The organism is Bradyrhizobium sp. HKCCYLS20291 (genome assembly GCF_051167715.1).
GTDB lineage: Bacteria > Pseudomonadota > Alphaproteobacteria > Rhizobiales > Xanthobacteraceae > Bradyrhizobium.
Window position 1 is genome coordinate 48,710 of sequence record NZ_JBNPTO010000013.1, and the last position, 24,357, is coordinate 73,066.

At 66.9% G+C, this 24,357-nt stretch carries 17 protein-coding genes; 6 read left to right on the plus strand and 11 right to left on the minus strand.

The features are described 5' to 3' along the window. Positions 1-31 precede the first annotated feature (31 nt). From ACQR07_RS25280 to xylB, 7 genes are all read right to left on the minus strand, one after another. Positions 32-1,909, minus strand: coding sequence for a DNA translocase FtsK (locus ACQR07_RS25280; protein WP_434904831.1), 1,878 nt, complete (start codon positions 1,907-1,909; stop codon positions 32-34). Continuing rightward, positions 1,891-3,996 carry a hypothetical protein gene (locus tag ACQR07_RS25285; RefSeq protein WP_434904832.1) on the minus strand — a complete coding sequence of 702 codons (2,106 nt, stop codon included), beginning with the start codon at positions 3,994-3,996 and terminating at the stop codon, positions 1,891-1,893. The genes ACQR07_RS25280 and ACQR07_RS25285 overlap by 19 nt, the downstream gene beginning before the upstream one ends. Next, positions 3,993-4,778: a hypothetical protein gene (locus tag ACQR07_RS25290; protein ID WP_434904833.1), complete on the minus strand. Its 786-nt coding sequence runs from the start codon at positions 4,776-4,778 to the stop codon at positions 3,993-3,995. The genes ACQR07_RS25285 and ACQR07_RS25290 overlap by 4 nt, the downstream gene beginning before the upstream one ends. Positions 4,779-5,015: 237 nt before the next feature. After that, entirely contained in the window at positions 5,016-5,963 is a 948-nt protein-coding gene (locus tag ACQR07_RS25295; RefSeq protein WP_434904834.1) for an ABC transporter substrate-binding protein, read from the minus strand. Between the two features lie 99 nt (positions 5,964-6,062). Continuing rightward, positions 6,063-7,118 (minus strand): ABC transporter permease subunit, encoded by a 1,056-nt coding sequence (locus tag ACQR07_RS25300; RefSeq protein ID WP_434904835.1) that lies wholly within the window; start codon positions 7,116-7,118, stop codon positions 6,063-6,065. Next, positions 7,111-8,634 carry a sugar ABC transporter ATP-binding protein gene (locus ACQR07_RS25305; RefSeq protein ID WP_434904836.1) on the minus strand — a complete coding sequence of 508 codons (1,524 nt, stop codon included), beginning with the start codon at positions 8,632-8,634 and terminating at the stop codon, positions 7,111-7,113. The genes ACQR07_RS25300 and ACQR07_RS25305 overlap by 8 nt, the downstream gene beginning before the upstream one ends. Positions 8,635-8,770: 136 nt before the next feature. Next, positions 8,771-10,231, minus strand: coding sequence for a xylulokinase (gene xylB / locus ACQR07_RS25310; protein WP_434904837.1), 1,461 nt, complete (start codon positions 10,229-10,231; stop codon positions 8,771-8,773). 128 nt (positions 10,232-10,359) lie between these two features. On the opposite strand from xylB, the gene ACQR07_RS25315 reads away from it, so the two are divergent. After that, positions 10,360-11,193 (plus strand): SDR family oxidoreductase, encoded by an 834-nt coding sequence (locus ACQR07_RS25315; protein WP_434904838.1) that lies wholly within the window; start codon positions 10,360-10,362, stop codon positions 11,191-11,193. Positions 11,194-11,305: 112 nt separating this feature from the next. After that, positions 11,306-12,640: an acyclic terpene utilization AtuA family protein gene (locus ACQR07_RS25320; protein ID WP_434904839.1), complete on the plus strand. Its 1,335-nt coding sequence runs from the start codon at positions 11,306-11,308 to the stop codon at positions 12,638-12,640. A gap of 76 nt (positions 12,641-12,716) precedes the next feature. Here the strand turns inward: ACQR07_RS25320 and ggt are convergent, their stop codons facing one another. Then, positions 12,717-14,393 carry a gamma-glutamyltransferase gene (gene ggt, locus ACQR07_RS25325; protein ID WP_434904840.1) on the minus strand — a complete coding sequence of 559 codons (1,677 nt, stop codon included), beginning with the start codon at positions 14,391-14,393 and terminating at the stop codon, positions 12,717-12,719. Positions 14,394-14,610: 217 nt separating this feature from the next. On the opposite strand from ggt, the gene ACQR07_RS25330 reads away from it, so the two are divergent. Next, the gene (locus ACQR07_RS25330; protein WP_434904841.1) at positions 14,611-16,104 is read left to right on the plus strand and encodes an amidohydrolase family protein; all 1,494 of its coding nucleotides are present in this window, start codon (positions 14,611-14,613) and stop codon (positions 16,102-16,104) included. Then, positions 16,101-17,030, plus strand: a complete 930-nt coding sequence (locus tag ACQR07_RS25335; RefSeq protein ID WP_434904842.1) for a CobW family GTP-binding protein — start codon at positions 16,101-16,103, stop codon at positions 17,028-17,030. Before ACQR07_RS25330 ends, ACQR07_RS25335 begins: the two co-directional genes overlap by 4 nt. 78 nt (positions 17,031-17,108) lie before the next feature. Here ACQR07_RS25335 and ACQR07_RS25340 read toward each other — a convergent pair whose 3' ends face one another. Continuing rightward, complete coding sequence (locus tag ACQR07_RS25340) at positions 17,109-18,224, minus strand: DnaJ domain-containing protein (protein ID WP_434904843.1); 1,116 nt, start codon at positions 18,222-18,224, stop codon at positions 17,109-17,111. Positions 18,225-18,577: 353 nt separating this feature from the next. On the opposite strand from ACQR07_RS25340, the gene ACQR07_RS25345 reads away from it, so the two are divergent. Further along, positions 18,578-19,453, plus strand: coding sequence for a dihydrodipicolinate synthase family protein (locus ACQR07_RS25345; protein WP_434904844.1), 876 nt, complete (start codon positions 18,578-18,580; stop codon positions 19,451-19,453). 225 nt (positions 19,454-19,678) lie between these two features. Continuing rightward, on the plus strand, positions 19,679-22,009 hold the full coding sequence (locus ACQR07_RS25350; RefSeq protein ID WP_434904845.1) for a xanthine dehydrogenase family protein molybdopterin-binding subunit: 2,331 nt from the start codon (positions 19,679-19,681) through the stop codon (positions 22,007-22,009). A 261-nt stretch (positions 22,010-22,270) separates the two neighbouring features. Here the strand turns inward: ACQR07_RS25350 and ACQR07_RS25355 are convergent, their stop codons facing one another. Both ACQR07_RS25355 and ACQR07_RS25360 read right to left on the minus strand, forming a co-directional pair. Beyond that, positions 22,271-23,647 (minus strand): sensor histidine kinase, encoded by a 1,377-nt coding sequence (locus ACQR07_RS25355; RefSeq protein ID WP_434904846.1) that lies wholly within the window; start codon positions 23,645-23,647, stop codon positions 22,271-22,273. Continuing rightward, complete coding sequence (locus tag ACQR07_RS25360; protein ID WP_011924536.1) at positions 23,622-24,287, minus strand: response regulator transcription factor; 666 nt, start codon at positions 24,285-24,287, stop codon at positions 23,622-23,624. The genes ACQR07_RS25355 and ACQR07_RS25360 overlap by 26 nt, the downstream gene beginning before the upstream one ends. Positions 24,288-24,357 lie beyond the last annotated feature (70 nt).

The window sequence follows — 24,357 nt, forward strand, 5'->3', positions numbered from 1 at the left end:
CTGCATCGTTGTCGCAAACGCGACAGGCCGATTAGCTGCGGCCGAGCGCGGCGAGGAATTCAGCCTGGGGGATGAACAGACCCTGCGCGCGCACCAGGCCGCGGCCGAGATCGCAGAGCAGGTCGCCCTTGCCGAACAGGCTCTCGGCGCCGGGCTCGTCGAGCACGATCTGGGCGTTCACGGCGTTGGCGACCTTGAGACAGACCTTCAGCGGCAGGTTGGACTTGATCAGGCCCGTAACCACGGCGCGATCCGGCCGCTGCGTCGCCAGCACGAGGTGGATGCCGGCTGCGCGGCCTTTGCCGGCGATGCGGGCGACGAGGGTCTCGAATTCCTTCTTGTCCTCCTTCCCGGTCAGAATCAGGTCGGCGAATTCGTCGAAGATCAGGATGAGAAATGGCAGGTCCGATTTTCCGGCCTTGATGTAGTCGCCCAGATTGACGACGTTCTCGCGCCTCAGAATGGCATAGCGCGCATCCATCTCCTTCACGGCATCGCGCAGGATCTTTAGCGCTTCGGTCAGCGTCGTGGCGACCGGACGCCAGAGATAGGGGCTGCCCTCGACGCCCGCGAAGGTCAGGATCTTCGGATCGATCAGCGCGATCTTCACCTGGTCGGGCGAGCCCCGCAGCAGCATGCTCGCGACCATGGCTTTCAGCCATTCACTCTTGCCGCTGCCGGTCGAGCCGGCGACCAGCGCATGGCAGGTGTTGGGATCGGCAAAATCCGCAACGATCATGTTGCCGTCGACGTTGATGCCGATCGGGAAGCTCACGATGCTCTTCAAGGCGGACGCGAGCGAACCGGCCAGCGCGTCCTTGAGCAGGCACGGCTTCGGATCGGGCCGCGGCAGATCGAGAATGACGAAGCCTTTGCCGGCCTTGATCAGCGGCGGTTCGGTGAGATCGAGCTTCACCTGCAGGTCCGCCGCGCGGTTGGCGAGGGACGACACCTTCACGCCGGAGCCCGGCGTGAGACGCAGCCGGATCAGTTGCGGTCCCTCGATGACATCGGCGCATTCGACCGCGAGGTTGAAGCTGCGGAACGCCTCGACGACGGCCTTGCCGAGTGAATTCGAGCCGGGCGGTGCTGCGTGCGCGCTTTCCTCGGCTGGTATCGGCGCGATCGGCCGTGCCTTGATTGGCGTGGCCGCAGCGCGCGCAGGCGAGCCGGCCTCGTGGCTGAACATCTCCAGCAGCACCGGCTCGACCATGCCGGTGAAGATGTCCCTCAGCTCGTCGGGTGCGACCGAGACCTCCTGGAATTCCGGCAGGTAGTACTCCAGCGTGCCGGCGAATTCGCAGCCGGGACGCCAGATCGGCAGGAGGTGTGCATAGATCGCAAGCTGCACGAGGTCGGCCTTCTGCCGCGCGCCCTGGCTCAGCTTGTAGTCAATGACTTCCAGATGCCCGGCGGGGTGAATGCGGATGGCGTCGACGCGGCCGCGGACCTCCACCGTTCCATCGCCGACACGGACGGGAATCGAAGCCAGATCCTGCTCGGCGCCGACGAAGACGTCCTGCCAGGTCTCGAAGTGGCGCGCTCGCGTTCTCAGCGCGATCAGGCGGGCGCAGAAATGACGCATGCGTTCGGTGAAGGCGGCGGCATCCTCGCCGCGTCCCGCCTCGAACAGTTTGTCGGTCATGGCCTGCAGCGTGGTAGCCCAGACATGGTCGACGAGGCCGCTGGCGGTGTCGATGCGCGCTGCCTTTTTCAGGCTACCCGGCGCGGTCAGCCAGGTGACGACCTTCTCCACCTCCTTGTGGAACTGCACGCCCATGGCACGCGCGGTCCCGGGCGGCGCGAAGCTCTTGGTCGACGGCTTCTCGCCATCAAGCCATCTCTTGCGCCAGTCCGGCTCGAGCACGGCGAAGGTGAGCTCGGTCGCCGTTATGCTGTGATGCGCCATTGCAGGAAGATCGTCTTGGGGCCGGGATGGGCCTTGAGATTGGGATGGGCCTCGACGCTGCGCAACAGCGGATCGCGCAAATCAACTCGGCCGAGCCTGTCGAGGACGACGGAGATGTCGACGACGCGCTGCTCGCGGACGAGGTCGAGCACGCGACGAAGTTGCTCGCCATCGAGCCCGTCCGATGCAGCGGAGGTTTGTTCCGCCTTCGCACGCTCCTTCGGGGCCGGACCGCCGGCATCGACGCGGCGGACCCGGATCGGCAGTCCGGCGGATACGATGTCCGACAGCATCGCCGCGAACCGCGTTTGCAGCCAGGCCAGCGTTTCCGCGCCTCCAAAGGCGATGTTGCCTTGCAGCGCGTTGGAATAGAGCTCGCGCGCGGCGTGGAGCTCGCAGACCTGATCGGCGGTCAGTTCGACGATGTGAAAGCCGCGGCCGCTTGCGCGATCCATGGTCGCCTTGGCGACTGCCCAGGACGCGCGCGGCACCCGGGCGAGATCGGGTGTGCGGAACACATAGCTGAGCGTGCGCCGCCCGGCCTGCGCATCGGCCAAGGCAATCGCCTCGTCAGCGATCGCCTTCCAGCGCCGCCAATGGTCGCCGCCCTCGAAGGCGAAATAGACGCTGCGATCCGGCCAGCGCCATTCGAACGAGAAGTAGCGCCGGCCCGAGGTGCGGCCGACCTTCACGCAGGCCATCGCCTGGCCGACATCCTTGGCGAACCACATCAGGCAATCCTGATTGTAGGCCTGCAGCGCTTTCTGGGAGCGGATGTTGTTGAGCTCGATCTGGAAGAGATCGTCGAGCGTCTGCAGGGCCGGCGGCGCAGCATTGGGGCGCGCCAGGGCCCTGAACCGATCCTCCGCGCGCATCAGCAGCGCGCGCACGCCGAGCTCGACGAGTGTCGAGAACAGCTCGTCGAACCAGTTGTCGGCAAAAAAGCGCGCAATGCTCCGGGCCGGCACTCCGCCGCTCTTCAGCCGTGCTTCGATCAGTTCGCGTGCGCCGGCCTTGTTGATGCCTTCGAGCGCGATCTCCTGGGAGAAGCGGTCGCGGTGCGCCGGCTCCAGATGCGGCTTGATGTCGTCGACCCAGTTTCGCTGATTGGCCGTGACGACGGTGAGATGATTGCGAAGCTCGGCGTAGAGCTGCTCAATGCAATTACCGAGCGCCTTGATCAGCAGGGGATCGCTGGCATAGCACTCGGTCTGGTCGAAGCAGAACACGAACGGGCGGTAGTAGGACGCGAGCTGACAAAGACCCTGCAGACGGCGGAAGCTCAGGGTGTTGATCTCCTGGGGGCTGGCGTCGCCGCGCCCGTCATTGTCGGACTGCTCCAGGCGAAGCTGCTCGACCTCGTCCTGCTCCAGCGGTTCGGCCCGCAGCCATTTGAGCGCGGCGCGCCGCCGCTCGCCGTCGGGCTCGTCGAACGCGCAGGCCACGAGAATCTTGAGCCAGGCCTTCTCGTGTCCATGCAGGTCGATGTGCCGGCTTCTGAGAAGGCCAACCAGCCGGTTGATCGGCCCGTTGCTGGCGAACAGCGCGCCGAGCCATGCGAGCCGGGCCGGCATCTCGGCTGCGGGAAGTGTGCCGCTCGCCAACTGCCGCAGCGCCGGCACCGCTGCGTTGATCTCAGGCGCTCCGTTCTGTGCGAAGTCGGCAACGATATGCGCCAACGTTCCGATGGCCAGCGAGCTGAGCTGGGTCGGCGCATCAGCAGTCCCGTCATCGGGGCGATCCAGCTCCTGGACCGTCAGCAGCAGGATCGACTGCCAGGCCTTGTAGGGATCCTGGAAGGGACGGAGATACACCTTGGTGGCCTTGCGGCCGAGCGACGCGAACAGCCGGCCCAGCAGATGTGATTTGCCGTAGCCGCGATCGGGCGAGACCACGAGCTGGGCGCGGTCGGCCTTGACTGGGCTGTTGCGCGGCAGCTCGCCCCGGTCGAGTGCGGTGAACTTGGCGAGCACGCGGTCGAGTGGCGCATCATTGAGACCGCTGACCGAAAACGTCACGTCCCGGGGCTCGCGGACGATGGCGTCCTCGAACGGATTGACCTGGATGTCGACGTAGGCGTCGGTCATGGTTCGTTTTTGACCACCACCGTCACAAATGGCTCGGGAAAGCCGGCGAGCCGGATGCCGGCGTCCATCTCCTCCCTGGGAAGGTCGACGGTGGTCGTCGGATGAATCGTCACACGGCCCGCTCTGGTCTCTTCGATCAGCAGACGATGAAGATCTTCCTTCGCTTCACCGCTTGCCTTCATCAGGTCGAAGATCTTCACAGCGGAGAAGCCGCCCTGTTCGGCCTTGAGATGGCGATAGGCGGGGAGCAGGTCCTCCAACGTGAGCGTGGGCCCTGAAGCAGGCGCTCCATCGCGCGCCCGGGATGGCGTCGGCGCCTGATCGGACGTCGTGGCCTCGAAACCGAAATAGTCCGCCGCGACGTTGCGATGCAGATAATATTTCGAACTGCCGCAGGTCAGCTCGACGATCGCCTGGCTGGCGATGGCGTGCTTGAGGCCGTCCGGGAAGAACTTCTTGTTCGTGCCGGTGATCTTCTTTTCCAAACCCGGCTTGGAAATCAGCTTGACTCCGGAGGAGCCGATCGCCGTCACGATGGCATGGCTCGCCGTCTCGATGGAAGGGCCGCGCCCCCTGGCGAAATACAATTGGGCCACGCCCTGCTTCAGCGGGCCCCAGACATCACCACTCCGGACCAGCGTGGCCAGCTTGTCTCGAAGTTCCGGCGAGCCTTTTTTGGCCGCCGCTTTGCTGCCGAACGCGGCTTTGATCTTCGCCAGGCTCAGTCCTTGATCACCGGCCTTGGTGATCGCAGGCAAGAGGTCGTCGAGCGTCGCAGCCATCGGCATTCATCCCCGAAAAGGACTTTCGCCAGCTTCGATGCGACTGGCGTCGCCGGAATTCTCCGTCGCGTTCGTTGTTTGCCATATCTCCCGGCGGGGCGCGAGTCAGTCGTCCGTGCTTCCTGTCGGGCGTTGGCTGGAACCACGATGCCAAAGACGGAGCGTGTCAACAGAACGCCGCCCAGGCGGGCGGCGTTCTCAAGTTTATGCAGCGCGACGCTGATCAAGCGGAGGACTCTACTCCTTCCGCTCCGAGGTCCAGCCCTTGTATTCTCCGACGTTGTCGCGGGTGATCAGCTTGGACGGCAGGAGCTCGACGGTCGAGGCCGGCTTCTGGCCGTTCAGGAGGCCGACGCCGATCTGCACGGCGCGGCGGGCCATGAAGAATGGATCCTGCGAGGCAGAGGCCTGGATCTGCTGGGCGGCCGGATCCTTCAGCGCCGCTTCGATGTCGGGCGCGCCGTCGACCGCGGTGATGACAATGCCGGTGCGCCCCTGCTGGCGGGCGGCGAGATCGCTGCCGATCGCCTGCGGATCGTTGATGGCGAAGATCGCGTCGATCTTGGTGTAGCGCGTCAGATAGCCCTGCGTCACCGTCAGGCCGCCCTCGCGCGAGCCCTTGCCGTCCTGGTCGCTCGACAGCACCTTGATGCCCGATGCCTTGCCGAACACATTCTTGCAGCCGTTGACGCGGTCGATCACCGCCGACACCTGTGGGCCGTTCTCGATGATCACGTCGCCCTTGCCGCCGAGCTTGTCGACGATGTACTGGCATGCGATCTCGCCGGCCTGGACGTTGTTGGTCGTCACGGTGGCGTCGGCGCCTTCGGCCGCGGTGTCGACGGCGACGACGAGGATGCCTGCGGCCTGCGCCTTCTTGATCGCCGGACCGATCGCCTTGGGATCGCCGGGGTTGAGCAGGATCATGTCGACGCCGGCGGCGATGAAGTTGTCGATCTGGGTGACCTGCTTGCCGAGGTCGTATTCGAAGCCGACCGTGGTGATCTTGACGTTCGGGTTGGTCTTCTTGGCCTCGAACTCGGCACCCTTCGACAACGCGACGAAGAACGGGTTGCCGAGCGAGCCCAGCGACACGCCGATCGATTTCAGCTCCTTGGCCGACGACGGCGCGGAGCTCATGACGAGCGCCAGCGCGGCACCGGCAAACAACATCGACTTCAACATTGGTTTCCTCCCTGGTCCTTCCTTGTTCGTCTACGCACGGCGGACCAGTCACCGTGGAAGAATTCATTGTGGCGAGCGCGGGCGGCGCTCGCCGATGTCTCAGGTGCGGGCCGATCCCTGTAGCCGGTAGCGGTCGAGCGCGACGGCGCCGATGATCACGAGCCCCTTGATGACGTATTGCCAGATGTCGGACACGCCGACCAATATGAGCCCGTTCGACAACACCGCGATGATGAGCGCGCCCACCAGCGTGCCCCAGATCGAGCCGATGCCGCCGACGAAGGAGGTGCCGCCAAGGATGACCGCGGTGATGGCGTCGAGCTCGTAGGACTGGCCGAGCTGCAGGCCGTTGGCGGCGTACAGCCGCGCCGCCTGCATGCCGCCGCCGAGGCCGGCGAGCAGGCCGGACATGCCATAGACGAACAGCAGAACGGCCCAGACCTTGATGCCGGCGAGGCGTGCCGCGCTCTCATTGCCGCCAACGGCATAGATGTGCACGCCCAGCACGGTACGGCGCAGGATCAGCCACGAGCCGAGGATGACCAGCAGGGCGATCACCGACAGCCAGGGGATCGACACGACACCTGGAATGATCGTCAGCGAAGCGTTGCCGATGAAGGCATAGGGGATCGACGGATTGAACACGGTGGTGTCGCTGCCCATCAGGCGAGCGAGACCACGCACGGCGGTGAGCGAGCCCAGCGTCACGATGAACGGAGGCAATCTGAGCAGCGCGATCAGAGCTCCGTTGACTACACCGAACGCGAGTCCCGTCAACACGGCGGCCGGCAGCCACAATGCGCCGAGATCCGGCATCTTCGATAGCGTGAGCCCGGCCATCGCCGCAGCGGCGAGGATCGAGCCGACCGAGAGATCGATGCCGCCGGTCAGGATGACAAAGGTCATGCCGGCCGCGAGAACGGTGTTGACCGCAGCCTGCTGCAGCACGATTCCCAGATTCTGTCCGGTGAAGAAGCGGCCTTCCGACAGCATATGGAAGCCGATACACAGGATCAGCAGCACCGGAAGCATGCCGGCGGCGCGGACCACGAGCCGCAGCCGCTGCTGCTTGTTGTCGGACGCGGCCGGCAGGCCCGCCGCCGCCTTGGATTGCGCTGCCGCGGGCTGGGCTTGAGCTGGGCTGTTGTCAGGCATCGACGTGCTCCGTCCCCGTGGCCAGCGCCATAATGTCTTCCTGGGTGATGGGTGATGTCGCGTTCTGCTGCAGCTCGCCGGCGAGATGGCCGGAGCGCATCACCAGAACGCGGTCGCAGATGCCGAGGATCTCCGGCAGGTCGGACGAGATCACCAGGATCGCGGTGCCCGACTTGGCGAGATTGTCGATGATCGAATAGATCTCGGATTTAGCGCCGACGTCGACGCCGCGCGTCGGCTCGTCGAGGATCAGCACCTTCGGCGCGGTCGCGAGCAGACGCGACAGCAGCACCTTCTGCTGATTGCCGCCCGACAGGCCGCCGACCGTGACGCCCGGATTCGGCGCGCGGATGCCGAGCGCGCTGAACGCCTCGTCGGCGCGGCTGCGCGCCTTGTCGCGATCGAGAATGCCGCCGAGCCGCGCATCGCGGCCGATCACGGCGAGGTTGATGTTGTCGGCGCAGGACATGTCGAGGAACAGGCCGAGCGCCTTGCGGTCCTCGGTCAGATAGGCGATGCCGGCATCGAGCGCATCGCGCGGGGTGCCGATCTCGATCCGCTCGCCGTCGAGCTCGAGATGCCCGGTGGTCTTCGGCGCAGCCCCGATGATGAGATGGGCGAGCTCGGTCCGCCCGGCACCGATCAGCCCGGCAAGACCGACCACCTCGCCGGCATGAACCGTGAGCGAGCAGTTCCTGACGCGATGGCCATCGCCGAGATCGACCGCCGTGAGCACCGCGCGATCGCGCTTGGCGTGCGGGTCGTGATCCTTCTTGTAGAACGACGAGACGTCGCGGCCGACCATCATGCGGACGATGCTGTCGGCGCGGATCTCCGGCTTGTCGAGCGAGCCGACCAGCCGGCCGTCGCGTAGCACGGTGACGCGGTCGCCCAGCGCGTAGACCTCGTCCATGCGATGCGAGATGTAGATGATGGCGAGCCCTTCGCTGCGGAGCTGACGTATCAATGCGAACAGCTTCTCGCTCTCGCCGGCCGACAGCGACGTCGTCGGTTCGTCCATGATCAGGATCTTGGAGCGCGCATGCAGCGCGCGGGCGATCTCGACGAGCTGGCGCTGGCCCATCGACAACTCTGCGACCAGGGTCGATGGTGTGAAGTCGGCGCCGAGCCGGTCCAGGATCGGTCCGACACCCTCGCGCATCGTGCCGCGCGCCAGCAGGCCGGATTGCGACAGCTCACGCCCGAGATAGATGTTTTCGGCGACCGTCAGGTTCGGCGCCAGCGACAACTCCTGGTAGATGATGGAGATGCCGGCGTTTCGGCCACCCATCGGTCCTTCGATGCGCGCCACCTTGCCCTCGATGCGGATCTCGCCGCCGGGATCGAACCGATAGGCGCCGGACAGGATCTTCATCAAGGTGGATTTGCCGGCGCCGTTTTCACCCATCAGCGCATGGACTTCGCCGGCATAGACGGTGAGGTCGACCTTCTGCAGGGCCTTGATGCCGAAGAAGGACTTCGACACCCCGCGCATCTCGAGGATCGGACCGCTCATCGTGCCTCCCATTGCACGCCGTATTACTTCCCGCGGCTCGTTGAAGTCTGGCGCGGGGAAGCCATTAAACTAGAGGCTGCTGCCGAATACAATATGAAAGAAAAACCAGGACAGCACGTCCTCGCGAGAGCCCTTGCTATGCACCGCCCGTTTCGCTGCGCGGGCGGTAGAGCCCGCGCCAGCGCAGCAGTCGCTCGGCATAATCGGCCGCCAGGCCGGGGGCCGGCGCAAACGTGCGCATGCGGGCCGGCGGCGTGCAGACGGTCGCAATCGCTTCACCCGTGACCGCGAGGCGCGCCAGCCGGGCTGCGCCGAAGGCCGCGCCGGTCTCGCCATCGGCGAGGCGATGGATCGGGATGTCGAGCACGCTGGCCAGGATCGCGAGCCAGAGATCCGAGCGCGAGCCGCCGCCGATCGCATCCGCTTCCGCGATGACCAGCCCCGTGTCCGTCAGCGCATCGCGGCAATCGGCCAGCGCGAAGGCGACGCCTTCGAGCACGGCCTGCACGATGGCGCTGCGGTCGGTGGCGTGGCTCAGACCGTCGAGCCGGCCGCGGACATCGGGATCGTCATGCGGCGTCCGTTCGCCGGCGAGATAGGGCAGGAAGCTGACCGGCGAAGGCGCTGCGGGCTGCGCGCCCAGCGGGGCCAGCAGCTCGGCCTCGGAGGCGCCGAGCAGGCGCGAGATCCAGGCCAGGCAGGAGCCCGCCGACAGCATCGCGCCGGCCTGCAGCCACATCGCCGGGATCGCATGGCAGAAGGTGTGAACGATGCGGTCGGGATTGGCGGTGACGGATGAGACCGGCGTGATGACCGCGCCCGAGGTGCCCAAGGTGATGAACGTCGCACCCGGCCGGATCGCGCCGATGCCGATCGCACCGGCCGGATTGTCGCCGGCGCCGCCGGCGATGACCGGCCGCTTCGACAGGCCCCAGCGCGCGGCGAGCTCGCTGCGCAGCCGGCAAGCCGGCGCGCAGCCTTCGACCAGCCGCGGCATCTGTGCGCGCGTCAGACCGGTGGCGGCGAGCGCTTCGTCGGACCAGTCGCGCCTGGTGGCATCGAGCCACAGCGAGCCGGACGCATCGGATACGTCCTCGATCGCCTCGCCCGACAGCACGAGCCTGACATAGGCCTTCGTCAGCAGGACGAGGCGCGTCGCCGCGAAGATCTCCGGCTCGTGATCGGCGATCCACAGCAGCTTTGGCGCTGCGAAGCCGGGCATCGCCTTGTTGCCGGTGATCGCGCGCAACTCCGGCCAGCGCTGTTCCAGGACCTTGCATTCGGCGGCGGATCGGCCGTCGTTCCAGAGGATGCATGGCCGAAGCGGCGTCATGCCGGCGTCGAGCAGCACCGGGCCGTGCATCTGGCCGGACAGGCCGATGCCTTCGACCTGCGCCATCTCCGTGGCATGATCAGCCTTCAGCGCATCGAGCGTCGCGAACACGGCCGCGATCCATGCGGCGGGATCCTGCTCGGCCCAGCCGGCGCACGGCACCTCGATCGACAGCGCCTGGCTCCGGCTCGCGATCACGCGCTGGGCCGCGTCGACCAGTACGGTCTTGACCGCCGAGGTGCCGAGATCGATGCCGAGATACATGGCGCCTCACGCTTGCATGCGCAACGAGGGATGAGGCATCGAGCGATACCAGACTCCCGATGGCTTTGCCATGCGAGGCGGGCTATGCCGTGGGGCGCTGAGGCGAGATCATTGCGAGGAGTTGAGACATGCAGCCATCCGACCCATCCGCCCGACGTTCGCCGCGCCTTGCCGGACACTACGCGCTCGTGACGGGCGCGGCGCAAGGGATCGGCCGCGCGATTGCGGTGCGCTTCGCCGAGGAGGGCGCGCACGTCGCGGTCAATTTTGGTGGGCCGTCGGCATCGGGTGACGAGACCCTGGCGCTGGTGCAGGCAGCATCCGCCGCGCATGGCCACGATCAGCGCGATCATGTTGCGGTCAGAGCCGATATCGGCGTCGAGTCCGACATTGCGGGCATGTTCGACAATTTGCTGAAGCGTTGGCCGCGGCTCGACTGTCTCGTCAACAATGCCGGCTTCCAGCGGGAATCGCCGAGCGAGGCGCTCGACGTCGAGACCTATCGCAAGATCCTCGAGGTGAACCTCAACGGCGCCGTGCTATGCGCGCGCCACGCGCTCGAACATTTCGTCGCCCGGGGCGGCGGCAACATCATCAATACGTCGAGCGTCCACCAGATCATTCCGAAGCCCGGCTATCTGGCCTATTCGATCAGCAAGAGCGCGATGGCCGGTCTCACCCGGACGCTCGCGCTGGAGTTTGCCGGACGCGGCATTCGCGTCAATTCCGTCGGTCCCGGCGCGGTCGATACGCCGATCAACGCAGCCTGGACCGGCGATCCGGACAAGCGCGCGGTCGTCGAATCGCACATCCCGATGGGACGCGTCGCGTCGTCCGAGGAAATTGCCGGCGTGTTTGCCTTCCTCGCCTCGTCGGAGGCGAGCTACATCACCGGACAGACGATCTATGCGTGCGGCGGCATCACGCTGTTCGGCGAATTCCGCGACAGTTGGGCGAGCTAGCCGCGGTAGCCGAAGAGGGCCACGTGAGCCACCAATCTCACGCGTCGGTTGGCAAGGTGCCGGTCGACTGGCTATCCTCGGTGCAAACGTCGCATGCAGAGGAGGAGCCGCGATGCGGAGCATCAGGATCGGCGCCGGCGCGGGCTATTCCGGCGACCGCATCGAGCCGGCGGTCGAGCTCGCCGCACATGGCGGGCTGAACTATCTGGTGTTCGAATGTCTCGCCGAGCGCACCATCGCGCTGGCGCAGCAGGCGCGCTTGAAGGACCCGCAGTCCGGCTATGATCCGTTGCTGGCGGCACGCATGGAAGCGGTGCTGCCGATCTGCCGTGCCAACAACGTCCGCATCGTCACCAACATGGGGGCGGCCAATCCGCCTGCCGCTGCGGAGGCCACCCGCGCGATCGCGCGCCGGCTTGGGCTTGCCGGACTGAAGATCGCGGCGGTGACCGGTGACGATGTGCTCGACCAGCTGAAGACGACCGACATTGCGCTCGACACCGGCGACCGCGTGACCGGCCTCGGCAATCGCATCGTGTCGGCCAACGCCTATGTTGGTGCCCGTGCGATCGCCGACGCGCTCGCCGCCGGTGCCGATGTCGTCATCACCGGACGCGCCGCCGATCCGGCGCTGTTCCTCGGGCCGCTGGTTCATGAGTTCGGCTGGGCGATGGACGATTGGGACCGGCTCGGGCAGGGCACCGTTGTCGGTCATCTGCTCGAATGCGCCGGTCAGATCACTGGCGGCTATTTCGCCGATCCCGGAGTGAAGGACGTCGCCGGTCTCGCGCGGCTCGGCTTCCCGATCGGCGAGGTGCGTGAAGATGGCGAGCTCATCGTCACCAAGGTTCCAGGCTCCGGTGGCTGCGTCACGCCGGCTACGGTGAAGGAGCAGCTGCTCTACGAGATCCACGACCCCACGCAATATTTTCAGCCCGATGTGGTGGCGGATTTTTCACACGTCCATATCGACGAGCTTGGCCCCGATCGCGTCAGGGTGGTCGGCGGTCGCGGCAAGCCGAAGACCTGCCTGTTGAAGACCTCGGTCGGCTATCTCGATTCTTATGTTGGCGAAGGCCAGATCTCCTATGCGGGCCCAGGTGCCGTCGCGCGCGGCCGCCTCGCGCTCGACATCGTGCGCGAGCGGCTTGCGCTGACCGGCGTGGCGGTGAGCGAGCTCCGCTGCGATCTGATCGGGCTCAACGCGCTGCATGGCGATGCGCGGGCCGAGGGCAGCGAGCCGTACGAAGTGCGTGTTCGCGTCGCAGGACGCACCGAGACGATGGCCGAGGCGATCAGGATCGGCAACGAGGTCGAGACGCTCTACACCAATGGCCCCGCTGGCGGCGGCGGCGCGTGGAAATCGGCCCGGGAGGTCATCGCCGTGGCGTCATGCCTCGTTCGCGAGGATGCGGCGAAGCCCTGCGTCGCGATGCTGGAGGCCTGAGTCGACGACAGCTTCACGCCGCACCGGCATTGCAGAGTGGCTGCACGCGACGACGATGCGAACGGTCTCCTGAGCCTCAGCCGATCGTGAAGCGCAGTCCGGCTCGGGCGCGGCCGCCGGAGATCGCGATCGGCGTGCCGTCGGCACGCCAGCACGCCGCGCCGGTCATCGTTCCATCGTCGCCGAAGGCAATCGCATTCATGCCGCCGGCCACCACCGGCTCGCGCTTGATCTCGTGGCCGCGCGCGGCGAGCTGCTGCGCGACATCATCGGGAAAGACCGGCTCGAGCTCGAGCACGCCGCCTTGCGTCCACAGCCGCGGTGCTTCGACGGCCTCCTGCAGCGACATGCCGTGGTCGATCAGGTTGACCAGCGCCTGGAACGCGGACGGGAAGATGCGCAATCCGCCAGGCAGGCCGAGCGCGTAGCGCAGACGGCCGTCACGCAGCGCCATCATCGGCGCCATCGAGGTGAAGACGCGCTTGCCGGGCTGGATCGACAGCGCGCGGCCGGGATGCGGGTCGAAATTGTACATGTAGTTGTTGGCGGTCATGCCGGTGCCCGGGATCTGCACGCAGGCGCCGAACAGGCCGTTGATAGTCTGGGTTGAAGCCACGACATTGCCGTCGGCATCGGCCACGGTGACATGGGTGGTGTTGGCGGATTCGGACGGCGACAGACCCGGACCGAAACCCTGCGCGCGTCCCATGTCGATCTGTGCGCGGCGCTGGCCGGCATAAGCTTTCGACGTCAGCCGCTCGACCGGCACGTCGACGAAGGCGGGGTCTGCGGTCGCGACTGCACGGTCGGCAAACGCGATCTTCAGGGCTTCCGCCAGCAGGTGGGCGCCGTCGGCCGAGCCGAAGCCGAGCGCGCCGATGTCGAAGCCTTCGAGGATGTTCAGCATCTGCACGATGTGCACGCCGCCGGAGGAGGGCGGCGGCGGGCCGACGATCTCATAGCCGCGATAGGTTCCGCGGATCGGTGCGCGCGCGATGATGTCGTAGGCCGCGAGATCGGCGGTGTCGATCAGGCCGCCATGGTCGGCCATGTAGGCGGCCAGCGCGGCGCCCAGTGGTCCGCCATAGAGCGCGGCGGGGCCGTGCTCGGCGATCAGCCGCAGCGATGCCGCGTAGTCGCTCTGGATCACCCGCGCGCCCGCCTGCACCGGCTTGCCGCCAGGCAGGAACAGCGCCGCAAGGTTGGGATCGCGCGCGAGGTCGCCGGCGACCAGGCGGGCGCAGTCGTTGAGATAGGGGCTCGCGACGAAGCCATGCTCGGCCAGCCGGATCGCCGGCGCCATCACCTCGGCCAGCGGCAGCTTGCCGTAGCGCGCCAGCGCCTCGCACCAGCCTTTCAGTGCGCCCGGCACCGCGACGGCGAGCGCGCCGACGGCGTTGCGGCGGCCACGCGTCTCGCGCGCCAGCGCGATCTCGTCGGACACCGGATCGTACATGCCCGGCGTGGCCCGTCGCGGCGCCGTGCTCAGTCCGTCGAGCACGACGTGGCGGCCGTCGGCGAGGCGGATGTGCGACAGCCCGCCGCCGAGGATGCCGACCATCATCGGCTCGACCACGGTGAGTGCGAACAAGGCCGCGACGGCCGCATCGATGGCGTTGCCGTCGCGCATCCGCATTTCGGCGCCCGCGCTCGATGCCAGCGGATGGTTGGTCACCACCATGCCGCGGGAGCCGGTCGCCGGCCGCTTCTCGCAACTGAACTCGGCGATGCGCCGCGAGCCCGTCGACGTCATGCAGGATCTCCGCTGTGCCATGGCGCGGCAGTCGCCGCGCGAGGACTCTGATCCTGACCGATCCCCCGCATCGAGGAAAGGGGATTGCGGTTGAAGCGTACTGACAAGTGCGCGCCATGCGTTGGACGGAGGGCGTCGCTCCTCGTCGCCTCGTTCTCATCGGCGATCATCTGTGTTAGGCCTGCCATCAGTTCCATTTAGCGAGCGTGTGGACGGCATGACCCACTACGACCTGATCATTCGCGGCGGCCGCGTGCTCGACCCGGAGACGCAACTCGACGCCACCGCCGACGTCGCCGTCAAGGATGGCGCGATCGTCGCCGTCGGCGACGTCGCAGGCAGCGCGGACCGGATGATCGATGCGGCCGGGCTGGCGGTCGTGCCGGGCTTCATCGACCTGCACGCGCACGGCCAGTCGCTGCCGGCCGACCGCATGCAGGCGTTCGACGGCGTCACAACGACGTTGGAGCTCGAGATCGGCGTGATGCCGGTGGCGCGCTGGTATGATGAGCAGGAGGCGATCGGCCGCACGCTCAATTACGGCGCAGCATCAGGCTGGGTGTTCGCGCGCATCGCGACGATGACGACGCAGCAGACCGCCTCCAACATCGCAGGCATGGGCGAGGCGACGCGCGACAAGCGCTGGGTCGAGGAGGTGGCGACCGCGGCCGAGACCGCCGAGATCGTCGAGCGGACGCGGCAAGGCCTGGAGCAGGGCGGCCTCGGCATCGCCTTTCCGAACGCCTACGCGCCCGGCACCGGCATGAAGGAGCTGTCGGAGCTGTGCAGCCTCGCCGCCCGGCACAATGCGCCGACCTATACGCACATCGCCTACATGTCGAACATCGATCCGCGCAGCTCGGTCGACGCCTATACACGGCTGATCGGGCTCGCCGGTTCGACCGGCGCGCACATGCACATCTGTCACTTCAACAGCACCAGCCTGCAGGACGTCGAGCGCTGCGCCGAACTGGTGCAGACCGCGCAGGCGCAAGGCCTCAAGGTCACGACGGAGGCCTATCCCTACGGCACCGGCTCGACAGTGGTCGGCGCCGGCTTCTTCGCCGATCCCGCCTTCTGCCAGCGCATGGGCACCGGCTATGACGCGATCGAGATGGTGGCGGAGCGGCACCGGCTCGGCAGCCGCGACGAACTGCTCGCGCGGCAGCAGGACGATCCCGGCGCGCTGGTGCTGATCCACTTCCTGGATGTCGCCGTCAATCAGCGCCACCGCGACCTGCTCGACGTTTCCGTGCTGTTTCCGGGCGGCGCGATCGCCTCCGATGCGATGCCGTGGATCCTGTCCAACGGCACCGACTACACCGGCGATGCGTGGCCGCTGCCGGACGATGCGGTGTCGCATCCGCGCTCGTCGGCGACCTTCACCAAATTCCTTCGCGAATGGGTTTTGGAACGCAAGACGGTGCCGCTGATAGAGGGGCTTGCAAAGTGCACGCTGATCCCGGCCCGCATTCTGGAGCCGTCGACGCCGGCGATGCGGCGCAAGGGCCGGCTGCAGGCCGGCTGCGACGCCGACATCGCGGTGCTCGATCTCGCCGCCTTGCGGGACCGCGCCGACTTCCTCAACATGAACCGGCCATCGGAAGGCGTGCGGCATCTGCTCGTCAACGGCCATGCCGTGATCGCCGGGGGACAGCTGATCCGCGACGCCAGGCCGGGGCGGGCGGTGCGCCGGCCCGTGCTGTCATGATCGTTCCCGTCCTGCTGGTCGCCGGCGCGCTCGGCGCCGGCAAGACGACCTTGCTCAATCACCTGCTGGCCAATCCGGGCGGACGGCGGATCGCCGCGGTCGTCAACGATTTCGGCGCCGTCGACATCGACGCGCAACTGTTGGGCACGGTGACCGAGGAGGTCATCAGCCTGAAGAACGGCTGCATCTGCTGCTCGCTGCAGGGCGATCTGCTGCGCACGCTGTCGTCTGTCATCAAGCGCGACCCTGCGCCCGACGCGATCGCGATCGAGACCTCCGGCATCTCGGATCCGGCCGAGATCATCCGCAACCTGATGGATCCCGTGATCTTCAAGGTCGCGCCGCTGGAGACGGTGGTGACGCTGGTCGATCCGCAGCGATTGCTCGACGATCCCGAGATCGCGCAGGATGCGCTGTGGCGATCGCAGCTGCGCGCTGCCGACTTCGTACTGCTGACCAAGGCGGATCTGCTCGATCGCGATGCTCTCGACCGGGCCCGCGCGATCGTCGGCCGGACCAAGCCGGCTTCGGCGATCTTCGAGATGGCGCATGGTGTCGTCGCGCCCGACCTGCTGTTCAGCCGCGATGTCGGCGCGGCACGCGAGCTGCCGCGTCAGGTCCCGGCCATGTCGCAGCCGTTCGCAACGCTGACCTGGACCTCGCAGGCGCCGCTGTCGCTGGCGCGCTTTCAAGAGGTGATCGGCCAGCTCGCACGCCGCACCCTGCGCATCAAGGGCATCCTGACGTTCACCGACCACCAAGGGCGGCCGGTCGTGTTCCAGTCGGTCGCGACGCGCGGCACCCTTGCTCCTTCGCCGCTGCCGCCGGCCGATGGACTGACGGCGCAGCTCGTCGTGATCGGGCGCGAGGGAGAGCTCGATGCTGATGAGGTCGATGCGTTGCTGCGTTCGATAGAGGCGCCCTGACCATGCCGGCCGTGCGCGGTGTGTGATTGATCAGGTGAGCTTGGAAGTTATCGAATACCTTCGCTTGCGCTCACCACGTCATTGTCCGCGGCCGACGTCGCCCGGAAACATCCGCATTGAGGCCGACATTCGCGCCGAGACCGGAGCCGCCGTCGCCACATTTCGCGGCTCGATTCTGGGCGGTTCGGATCTGGCCTGGTCAGCCCTCGGCAGATCGGCTTTGGGGGCATCGGCCTTCGCCGAATCGTGTTTCGGCGGCTCGAGCTTCAGCGGCCGGAGCGGCTGACGCTTCGCCATGGCATCCATGACCGCTCTGTTGGCTTTCTCGATCCGCTTGGCCGCGGCGACGTCGGCGAAGGCGCGGTCGAACTTGCGCATGCGATAGAACACGATACCGCGGTCGATATAGGCTTCCTGATAGCGCGGATCGAGCTGGACGGCCGCGTCGAGATCAGTCAGCGCCGCGGTCAGATCGCCTTTCTGGAACGACGCCATGCCGCGATCACGCAGGGCGCGGGCACCGTTCGACGGCGTATTGGCGGCCAACGCGCCCTCCGCATTGCACGCCGCCGGCGCGCTCGGCCCACAGCCGGGACGCTCCTGCTCGGCCGAATAGACCGCATCGACCTTGCTGACGCGCAACGGCAGCTGCTCGGTCGCAGACGGCGCGTTGGGCGTCGTTGACGACGCACCGGCTGCGGTATCGCTGCCGGCCGCGGGAGCCGACCCGGCAGCGACCACGCCCTCCGGTGCCGCCGACGCGCTCTCGATCGGCTTGGTGGGAACCTCGCTCGGCTTGACCTTGTTGGTCGCGACCACGATCGGCTCCACCGCTGCGATCGAGGCCGAGGACATGTGAGTGAACAGCAGATAGCCGGTCAGCGCGACCGCAGAGGCCCCGGCGAGCGCCATCACGCCGGAAGCCACCTTGTGAACCCTGGCGACGACCGCGAGCTTGGATTCCTGCCGCTGCTCGTCCTGCGCAGCACCGAGCAGGCGATCATAGGCCGTGCGCTGATCCTTGTCGGCGAGAATGTCGTTGGCGCGGACGATCTGTCGGAACCGCAATGCGGTGTCGGGATCTCCGGGGTTGAGGTCGGGATGACTCTCTTTCACGGCCTTGCGAAAGGCAGCCCGGATGTCCTCAGCGTCATCGTCGGGAAGAGCTCCGAGCAAATCGTAAAGCGTCTTCATCGTCGCGCTCGCTGCAGGTTTCCTTCGTCTCCGACCGAAAATCCCACGGCGATTTTACGCTGGAGCACTCGTACTAACTCGTTCCACCTGACATGATGAGCGGGCAATTCGGCGGAAAAATGACTTAAAGTGGCGAAGTGCTGAGCCATTTCTGCCGAGTTGAAGCCCATTTTGAGCGTCCCCGCACGTGACCGCAATCTTGGATTGAATTTCGACAGGTAATCGCCTTGGATTCAGGCCCGCGCCTATGATGAGCGGTAAATTTGAAGCAGCGTTTAACGCCGCTTCCGCTGCGATCACCAGCTCAGCTGGTTCGCTTGCAGGAGCGGCAGCCCGGCCGCTATACCGATGGCATGACCGAATTTCATGGTGTCTTCCCCTATCTCGCTTCGCCGATCGACGCGGACGGCACGATCCGCACCGACGTGCTCGGGCGGCTCTGCGATGACTTGATCAATGCCGGCGTGCATGGCCTGACGCCGCTCGGCTCGACCGGCGAATTCGCCTATCTCGACCGCGCTCAGCGCTTGAAGGTGGTGGAGGCGACGATCGATGCGGCGAGGGGCCGGGTGCCTGTCATTGCCGGCGTGGCGTCGACTGCGATCGCCGATGCGGTGGACCAAGCCAGGACCTATCAGAAGCGCGGCGCAAACGGCATCCTGGCGGTGCTCGAGGCCTATTTCCCGGTGAACGATGCCGGCGTCAAAGCCTATTTTCGGGCGATCGCCGATGCCGTCGACATTCCCGTCGTCATCTACACCAACCCGCAATTCCAGCGTTCCGACCTGTCGCTCGATGTCATCGCTGATCTCGCCGAGCACCCGCGGATCAACTACATCAAGGACGCATCGACCAATACCGGCCGGCTGCTGTCGATCATCAACCGCTGCGGCGACGCCATCAAGGTGTTCGCGGCGTCGTCGCACATCCCCGCGGCGGTGATGCTGATCGGCGGCAAGGGCTGGATGGCCGGACCCGCCTGCATCATTCCGCGGCAGAGCGTCGAGCTCTACGATCTCTGCAAGGCGTCGCGCTGGGACGAGGCCCTGGCGCTGCAGCGGAAGCTGTGGCGCGTCAACGAGGCGTTCGCCCGCTTCAATCTCGCCGCCTGCATCAAGGCGGGCCTGTCGATCCAGGGCTACGACGTCGGCGATCCCGTGCCGCCGCAGGCCGCGCTCACCCCCGAGCAGCGCAAGGTGGTCGAAGAGGTGCTGCAAAGCCTGGGGTGAACCCAGGCCGTCATGGCCGGGCTTGACCCGGCCATCCCATCCCGAGCGGAAACGGGGTTTTGGATGCCCGGGCCTTCGCCGCGCCGAAGCGGCTACGGCCGCGCAGGCGGGTCAAGCCCGGGCATGACGGTGTGGTATGCCGCACCAGCACAATCTCGGCTTGGCCAGCGGAGCACTAATCCGCTAAAAAGCATGCAATTACATTGAACTCACCAAGGACTGACAATGAACATTCTTCCCAACAACATGCGGTTTGGTGCGGGGCAGCCCGTCAAGCGTCTGGAGGATCAGCGGCTGCTGACCGGGAAGGGGCAGTTCATCGACGACAAGCCGGAGGACGGCGCGCTGTGGCTCTACGTGCTGCGCTCGCCGCATGCGCATGCGAAGATCGTGTCCATCGATGCGGCTGCCGCGCGCGAGATCCCTGGCGTGGAAGCGATCTACACCGGCGCGGATCTCGTTGCCGACGACATCGGCACCATCCCGACGCTCGCGATCTTCAAGCGTCCGGACGGCAAGCCGATGACCGTGCCGCCGCGCCGTTTGCTGGCGCATGAGGTGGTCCGCTTCACCGGCGAGGCCGTTGCGGCCGTCGTCGCGACGTCGCGCACCATCGCGCAGGAAGCTGCGGAAGCCATTGCCGTGGATTACGAGGTGCTGCCGGCGGTGACCGACCCGGTCAAGGCGCTCGAGCCCGGCGCGCCTGTGGTGTGGGCCGAGGCGCCCGACAACATCGTCGCTGCGATGAGCTATGGCGACGCCGCCAAGGTCGAGCAGGCGTTTGCCAGCGCGCCGCACAAGGTCTCGCTCGACATCAACAGCCAGCGGCTGGTGCCGTCGGCCATGGAGCCGCGCTCGACCATTGCCGAGATTGAGAAGAAGACTGGCCGGCTCTTGTTGTACGTACAGTCGCAGACGCCGGCCTCGACCCGCGACGTGCTCGCTGACGCCGTGCTGAAGCGGCCGAAGGAGAGCATCCGCGTGCTGGTCGGCGACATCGGCGGCGGATTCGGCCAGAAGACCAACCTCTATCCCGAGGACGGCATCGTCGCCTATGCCGCGACCAAGCTGAACAAGAAGATCCGCTGGCGCGCCGAGCGCACCGACGAGTTCGTCGGCGGCACGCATGGCCGCGATCTCACCTCGACCGCCGAGTTCGCGCTCGATGCCAAGGGCAAGGTGCTGGCCTATCGCGTGCGCTCGATCGGCGCCACCGGCGCGTATTCGTCCGGCGCGGCCAACATCATCCCGCTGGTGCTCGGCCCGTTCGTGCAGACCGGCGTCTACGACCTGCCGCTGGTGCACTTCGAGGTCAAGACCGTGATGACGCATACGGCGCCGGTCGGCGCCTATCGCGGCGCCGGCCGTCCCGAGGCGGTGTTCATCGTCGAGCGGCTGTTCGACACCGCCGCGCGCCAGATCGGCATCGATCCGCGCACCATCCGCAAAGCCAACTACATCAAGCCGGCGCAACTGCCCTACACCAACGCCGTCGGCCAGGTGTATGATTCCGGCGCCTTCGCCCACATGCTGGAGCGCGCGGCCAAGCTCGCCGACTGGGACGGCTTCAACGCGCGCAAGCGCGAGGCCAGGAAGCGCGGCATGCTGTACGGCCGCGGCCTCACCTCCTACATCGAATGGACCGGCGGCCGCGCCCACACCGAGAAGGTGTCGTTGCATGCGACCTCCGAGGGCCGCGTCATCCTGCATTCCGGCACCATGGCGATGGGGCAGGGGCTGCAGACGACCTACACGCAGATGATCTCCGACACGTTGGGCATTCCCCTGGACAAGATCGACGTCGTGCAGGGCGATACGGATCTCGCCACCGGCTTCGGCAGCGTCGGCTCGCGCTCGCTGTTCGTCGGCGGCACGGCGGTCGCCGTGTCGTCGAACGACCTGATCACCAAGGCACGCGAGAAGGCGTCGAACCTCCTGGAGACCGCGGTCGAGGACATCGAGTATCGCGACGGTGTCCTGACCGTCGTTGGCACCGACCGCCGCATCAGCCTGTTCGAGATCGCGCAGAAGGAGCAGGGCGCCAAGCTGTCGGTCGACAGCGAGGGCGAGGTCGACGGCCCAAGCTGGCCGAACGGCACGCATGTCTGCGAGGTCGAGATCGATCCGGACACCGGCATCAGCCGCGTGGTGCGCTACACCACCGTCGATGACGTCGGCGTCGCGGTGAACCCGATGCTCGTTGCAGGCCAGATCCACGGCGGCGTCGCCCAGGGCATCGGCCAGGCGCTGTACGAGAACGTTGCCTATGATGCCGATGGCCAGTTGCTGACCGCGACCTATCAGGACTACTGCATCCCGCGCGCCGACGACGTGCCGCCGATCGTGGTCACGCTCGACGATTCCGCCCCGTGCAAGACCAACCCGCTCGGCGCCAAAGGCTGCGGCGAATCCGGCGCCATCGGCGGCCCGCCCTGCGTCACCAACGGCGTGATGGACGCGCTGTTCGATCTGGGGATCACCAACCTGCAGACGCCGCTGACGCCGGAGAAGGTGTGGGCGGCGATCCGGGATGCGAAGGCGAACAAGGCTGCGTGAGGCGGCTGAGCTACTTCTTTGACGCGGCGCTCACGCCGCAACGGCGGTGCGCTCCCTCTCCCCGTTCTTCACGGGGAGAGGGCTGGGGTGAGGGGCAGCCACACGGGAAGTGTCTGTGAGGGCCAGTGATCTCTCACTTCAACTACATGAGAGATGTAATAGGAAGTGATCTAACAACTCACACTGCCGGTGCCGCTGCCCCTCACCCCGACCCTCTCCCCGTGAAGAACGGGAAGAGGGGGCGCACCGCCGTTTGCGCTGCTACTGTTTGTCCAATGGCAATTCGATCGCCACGCTGAAATCGCCCGCATTGCCACCGAAGCGCAAGTCCCCGCCATGCGCCAGCGCGACCTCGTTGGCGATCGCAAGCCCGAGTCCCGAGCCGTGGGAGCCGTCGCCCTTCTGGAACGGCACCAGCAGGCTCGCCTGCGCTTCCGCCGCGATTCCCGGGCCGTCGTCCCAAACGACGATCGCAACCTGCGACGCCGTCCACTCCACTTTCACCATCAGCCGCGTCCGCGCGCCATGCGCCAGCGCGTTGTGGATCAGGTTGGCGAGCGCCTCGCGCAGGCTGATCGTGTCGGCGTCGACCACCGCCTCGGTCTCCGACGGCACGAAGCTGACCGAGACCTCGCGGTCGAGCGACAGTGGCACGCTCTGCGACAGCACCGATTTCGCCAGGGCATTGACGTCGGTGGCCACGAAGCGCGGCGCCTGGGCGCGGTGCTGGATCATGGCGTGATCGAGCAGCTGGCTGGTGAGGCGGGCGAGGTCGGCGATGCGACCGCGCAGCCGGTCGAGCGCCTTCGGATCCCTGGTCTGATCGCTCAGCAGCTCCACCTCCGCGTCGATCGCCGCCAGCGGCGTGCGCAACTGGTGGGTGGCGTCGGCGATGAAGCGCTGCATCAGCGTGATGCGCTCGGCGAGCCGCTGCATGAATCCGTCGATGGCGCCGACCAGCGCGCGCACTTCGCGCGGCGGCGTCATCGCGATCGGGCTCAGATCATCCGGCCGGCGCTTGACGATCTCGGCTTCGATCCGGGTCAGCGGCGCGAACACCAGCCGCAGGCACAGCGCGGTCGCGACCAGCGCCAGCAGGCTCATCGCAGCGATCAGGCCGATCGCCTTCGAGGCCAGATCCCAGGTCAGGCCGTCGCGGGCGCGCAGGGTCTGCGCCAGCACGATCTGGCTCCAGCCATCGCCGGGCGCGCCGTCGAGCCGTCGCGCCACCGCTGCGATGCGCACGGGCTGGTCGCGATAGACGCCGTCACGCAGCACGACGCCGTCGCGCAACGTTGCAGCGGGCGCGGCGATGGCGAGATCATCATAGCCCGCGATGACCACGCCGCGCGGATCAGTCACGCGATAAAACACAAGATCATAAGCAGAGAGCGTCGCGAACGCGGCAGCCGGCGGATCGAGCGTCACCACGCCGCCCTGCATGTAGATGTTCTCGGCGATCTGCACCGCGCCGCCGGCGAGCAGCTTGTCATAGGCATCGCGCGCAGCAGTCGCGGCATATTGCCAGGCGGCGAGGCTGAGCACGACGGCGCCGACGGCCAGGATCGCGCCGATCGCGATCAAGAGCCGCGCGCGCAGCGACGCCCTGATTTCACGAAGCGTGGAGCTGATAGCCAAGGCCGCGCTCGGTCTTGATTTCGACGGATGTCGCCGCAAGCTTGCGGCGCAGCCGTGCGATGAACTGCTCGACGGCGTTCGGGCTCGGGTCCTGGTCGAAGCTGAACAGCTGCTCGACGAGTTCCTCCTTGGCGACGTAGCGCCCCGGGCGGGCTGCGAGGATCTCGAGCACAGTGAGCTCGCGCCGCGTCAGGTCGAGCGGCTGGCCGGCGACGCTCGCGGTGCGGCCGGCGCGGTCGATCACCAGCGGTCCGAGCGTCAGCAGATTGTCGGACTGACCGGCGGCGCGGCGGAGCAGGGCGCGGGCGCGCGCCTCCAGCTCGCGATAGTCGAACGGCTTGATCAGATAATCGTCGGCGCCGAGGTCGAGCGCGCCGATGCGGTCGTCGACCGCCGAGCGCGCGGTCAGCACCAGCACCGGCGTGCGCAGGCCGCGCTTGCGCAAATGCTTGAGCACGGCGAAGCCGTCCATGTTCGGCAGCATCACGTCGAGCACGATGAGGTCATAGGTCTGCACCTCGATCAGCTCGCTCGCGGTGCGGCCGTCCTTCTCCCAGTCGACGGCATAGCCGATCCGCTCGAACCGGCTGGTCACGGCGGCGCCGATCTCGGGCGTGTCTTCCACCAGCAGGATGCGCAAAGTCTTGTCTCGGTCCCGGAGTCAGGTTCGCGTCAGTCTCCTCCTCTATCACTTCGAATAAGGGCGCCGA

Bases quoted from the DNA above. Each gene is read 5' to 3' on its own strand.
- ACQR07_RS25280 (WP_434904831.1), bottom strand. From the start codon at position 1,909: ATGGCGCATCACAGCATAACGGCGACCGAGCTCACCTTCGCCGTGCTC.
- ACQR07_RS25285 (WP_434904832.1), bottom strand. From the start codon at position 3,996: ATGACCGACGCCTACGTCGACATCCAGGTCAATCCGTTCGAGGACGCC.
- ACQR07_RS25290 (WP_434904833.1), bottom strand. From the start codon at position 4,778: ATGGCTGCGACGCTCGACGACCTCTTGCCTGCGATCACCAAGGCCGGT.
- ACQR07_RS25295 (WP_434904834.1), bottom strand. From the start codon at position 5,963: ATGTTGAAGTCGATGTTGTTTGCCGGTGCCGCGCTGGCGCTCGTCATG.
- ACQR07_RS25300 (WP_434904835.1), bottom strand. From the start codon at position 7,118: ATGCCTGACAACAGCCCAGCTCAAGCCCAGCCCGCGGCAGCGCAATCC.
- ACQR07_RS25305 (WP_434904836.1), bottom strand. From the start codon at position 8,634: ATGAGCGGTCCGATCCTCGAGATGCGCGGGGTGTCGAAGTCCTTCTTC.
- xylB (WP_434904837.1), bottom strand. From the start codon at position 10,231: ATGTATCTCGGCATCGATCTCGGCACCTCGGCGGTCAAGACCGTACTG.
- ACQR07_RS25315 (WP_434904838.1), top strand. From the start codon at position 10,360: ATGCAGCCATCCGACCCATCCGCCCGACGTTCGCCGCGCCTTGCCGGA.
- ACQR07_RS25320 (WP_434904839.1), top strand. From the start codon at position 11,306: ATGCGGAGCATCAGGATCGGCGCCGGCGCGGGCTATTCCGGCGACCGC.
- ggt (WP_434904840.1), bottom strand. From the start codon at position 14,393: ATGACGTCGACGGGCTCGCGGCGCATCGCCGAGTTCAGTTGCGAGAAG.
- ACQR07_RS25330 (WP_434904841.1), top strand. From the start codon at position 14,611: ATGACCCACTACGACCTGATCATTCGCGGCGGCCGCGTGCTCGACCCG.
- ACQR07_RS25335 (WP_434904842.1), top strand. From the start codon at position 16,101: ATGATCGTTCCCGTCCTGCTGGTCGCCGGCGCGCTCGGCGCCGGCAAG.
- ACQR07_RS25340 (WP_434904843.1), bottom strand. From the start codon at position 18,224: ATGAAGACGCTTTACGATTTGCTCGGAGCTCTTCCCGACGATGACGCT.
- ACQR07_RS25345 (WP_434904844.1), top strand. From the start codon at position 18,578: ATGACCGAATTTCATGGTGTCTTCCCCTATCTCGCTTCGCCGATCGAC.
- ACQR07_RS25350 (WP_434904845.1), top strand. From the start codon at position 19,679: ATGAACATTCTTCCCAACAACATGCGGTTTGGTGCGGGGCAGCCCGTC.